The 1,514-nt window shown below is 53.4% G+C and carries 1 protein-coding gene; it reads right to left on the bottom strand.

Translation table 11 applies throughout. The features are described 5' to 3' along the window. Positions 1 to 89: 89 nt before the first annotated feature. Entirely contained in the window at positions 90 to 1,385 is a 1,296-nt protein-coding gene (locus ACOCD2_RS19520; RefSeq protein WP_419582372.1) for a M1 family metallopeptidase, read from the bottom strand. Positions 1,386 to 1,514 lie beyond the last annotated feature (129 nt).

Raw genomic sequence — 1,514 nt, 5'->3', positions numbered from 1 at the left:
TATTGCCGCATCTCCAGTTACCTGCAGACCATGGCAAATCAGGGATACAATCCGCTGGTCGCCATTCAAATGGCCTTTTCGGGACAGCTCTATGCTGATAGGGGTGAGTAGTTACCATCCAGGTAGAATTTTGCGTAGGCATGATCACCGTAGTTCGGATACACAAAATCAGGTGCCGGTTCTCCCACCAAGTCATCGACTGCTGTCCGCTCGCCAGTGACGTTGACCGTGACGGTTTTCTCCAGCCCGGGTTTTCCCTCACGGTCATGAAACAGCGCCACCTGCAGGCGATGAGGGCGCAGCACCGCATCACCATTGCCCTTGCCCTGGAGCAATTCGAAGCGAGATATCCTGCCCTGCGCATCCACATCATAATCTGCCACCAGCGTATTGATGCCTGATTTCTGCAGCCAGAGTTTCGTCCAGCCATCCAGGTTCATCCCGGCAGCCTGACCGATCGCATCCGTGAAGTCCTTGCGCTCGGCATTCTTCCAGGCATGTTTCTTCAGATAGGAAGAAACACCCTTGCGGAAAGCTTCACTGCCGACATAAAAAGCCAGCTGCTTGAGTACGGAGGCACCCTTGCCATAAGTGATACCATCGAAGTTGTCGAAGGTACTCAGTGTATCTTCAACCCGTGTTTCGATGGGATGCGTGGTGGGCAGCTGATCCTGCCAGTAGGCCCAGTTCTTCATGCTACTGGAAAACTGCTGCCAGGCATGCTTGTCTGGCGTGCCCTCTACCTGTGCCAGGTATGACATGAAGGTTGCAAAACTCTCATTCAGCCACAGGTCATTCCACCAACGCATGGTTACGATATCGCCAAACCACATGTGAGCCATTTCGTGCAGAATGGTATTGGCACGCTTTTGCATCCTGGAAGGCAGGGGTGTTTCACGATACAGATAGGCGTCTTCTTTGATGACGACGGCTGCCACATTCTCCATGGCACCCGCATTGAAATGGGGAACGAATATCTGGTCATATTTCCCAAAGGGATAGGGAATACCGAAGTATTTCCCGTAGAAATCAAAACCCTGCCGTGTGACCTCGAAGATATTTTCCGCATCCACGTAAGCAGACATGGACTGTGTACTGAACAGCCTGCTGGGAATGCGCGCCCGGCGGTCTTCAAATACAGCAAAAGGGCCACCCACCAGGGCAAACAGGTAGGTGGAGAAACGCCTGCTCCGGGCGAACTCATGTCGGCTGAGATCGCCGTTCCCGGTCTTCGTGGCCAGCGTGTTGCTGATGATCTGCCAGTCATCAGGTGCTTCCACGGTAACGCTGAAGCTCGCTTTCAGGTCCGGCTGATCAAAACAGGGAAACAAGCGGTTTGCCCAGAAAGGTTCAAAATGGCTGAAGAAGTATTCCCGGTTGTCCACGGGATCGACGACAAGCGTGTCTTCGGCCTCGTGATAGATTTTGGGACATCCCAGTCCCCAAAATCGACTCGGCCTTTGACAACCTATTTGTGCCCCAGCCGTCCTGGTCACCCAGCACTACGCAACAAC

The organism is Thiolapillus sp. (genome assembly GCF_048562965.1).
GTDB lineage: Bacteria > Pseudomonadota > Gammaproteobacteria > Chromatiales > Chromatiaceae > Thiolapillus > Thiolapillus brandeum_A.
The sequence above is the reverse complement of the archived record's forward strand: the minus strand, read 5'-3'. Positions and strand labels throughout refer to the sequence as shown.